This is a genomic window from Gracilibacillus thailandensis (genome assembly GCF_010994055.1).
Lineage (GTDB): Bacteria > Bacillota > Bacilli > Bacillales > Amphibacillaceae > Gracilibacillus > Gracilibacillus lacisalsi.
The window spans coordinates 1-1,594 of record NZ_WJID01000145.1 but is presented as its reverse complement, the minus strand read 5'-3'; the positions used below and the strand labels follow the sequence as shown (position 1 = coordinate 1,594).

Annotated in this window: 1 rRNA gene; it reads right to left on the bottom strand. The window is 52.1% G+C overall.

Annotated elements, in window-relative coordinates:
- Window positions 1-1,588, bottom strand: a 23S ribosomal RNA gene (locus GH715_RS21220); the annotation flags it as partial.
- Window positions 1,589-1,594: the final 6 nt, after the last annotated feature.

Here is a 1,594-nt window from a genome sequence, read left to right as displayed (position 1 = left end):
TTCGGTACTTTATTTCCCTCCCGATCACAGCTCAAGCTTGCCAGACGGATTTGCCTATCTGACGCTCTTACTGCTTCGACGCACACATCCAGTGGTGCGCATTCCTTATCCTTCTGCGTCCCCCCATCACTCAAACGGAATTGGGTGGTACAGGAATATCAACCTGTTGTCCATCGCCTACGCCTTTCGGCCTCGGCTTAGGCCCCGACTAACCCTGAGCGGACGAGCCTTCCTCAGGAAACCTTAGGCATTCGGTGAAGAAGATTCTCACTTCTTTTTCGCTACTCATACCGGCATTCTCACTTCTAAGCGCTCCACCAGTCCTCACGGTCTGACTTCGCAGCACTTAGAACGCTCTCCTACCATTGTTCGAAGAACAATCCGTAGCTTCGGTGATACGTTTAGCCCCGGTACATTTTCGGCGCAGCGTCACTCGACCAGTGAGCTATTACGCACTCTTTAAATGATGGCTGCTTCTAAGCCAACATCCTGGTTGTCTGAGCAACGCCACATCCTTTTCCACTTAACGTATACTTGGGGACCTTAGCTGACGGTCTGGGCTGTTTCCCTTTCGACTATGAACCTTATCACCCATAGTCTGACTCCCAAGGTAATATGATTGGCATTCGGAGTTTGACTGAATTCGGTAACCCGGTAAGGGCCCCTAGTCCAATCAGTGCTCTACCTCCAACATACATCCCTTGAGGCTAGCCCTAAAGCTATTTCGGAGAGAACCAGCTATCTCCGTGTTCGATTGGCATTTCACCCCTACCCACACCTCATCCCCGCACTTTTCAACGTACGTGGGTTCGGGCCTCCAGTCAGTGTTACCTGACCTTCACCCTGGACATGGGTAGATCACACGGTTTCGGGTCTACGACCACCTACTCATTCGCCCTATTCAGACTCGCTTTCGCTGCGGCTCCGTGTCTTCCACTTAACCTTGCAGGGGATCGTAACTCGCCGGTCCATTCTACAAAAGGTACGCCGTCACCCATAAAAGGGCTCCGACTACTTGTAGGCACACGGTTTCAGGTTCTCTTTCACTCCCCTCCCGGGGTGCTTTTCACCTTTCCCTCACGGTACTGGTTCACTATCGGTCACTAGGGAGTATTTAGCCTTGGGAGATGGTCCTCCCGGATTCCGACGGAATTTCACGTGTTCCGCCGTACTCAGGATCCACTCCGGAGGAAACACGCTTTCGACTACAGGGCTCTTACCTTCTGTCGCGGGTCGTTCCAGACCGCTTCGTCTAACGTGTTTCTTGGTAACTCCAATGGAGTGTCCTACAACCCCAAAAAGCAAGCTTTTTGGTTTGGGCTAATTCCGTTTCGCTCGCCGCTACTCGGGAAATCGCGTTTGCTTTCTCTTCCTCCGGGTACTGAGATGTTTCAGTTCCCCGGGTCTGCCTCCTATACCCTATGAATTGAGGTATAGGTTCTACTCCATGACGAGTAGAGGGTTTCCCCATTCGGAAATTCTCGGATCACTGCCTACGTACGGCTCCCCGAGACATATCGGTGTTTGTCCCGTCCTTCTTCGGCTCCTAGTGCCAAGGCATCCACCGTGCGCCCTTCTTCACTTAACTATACTT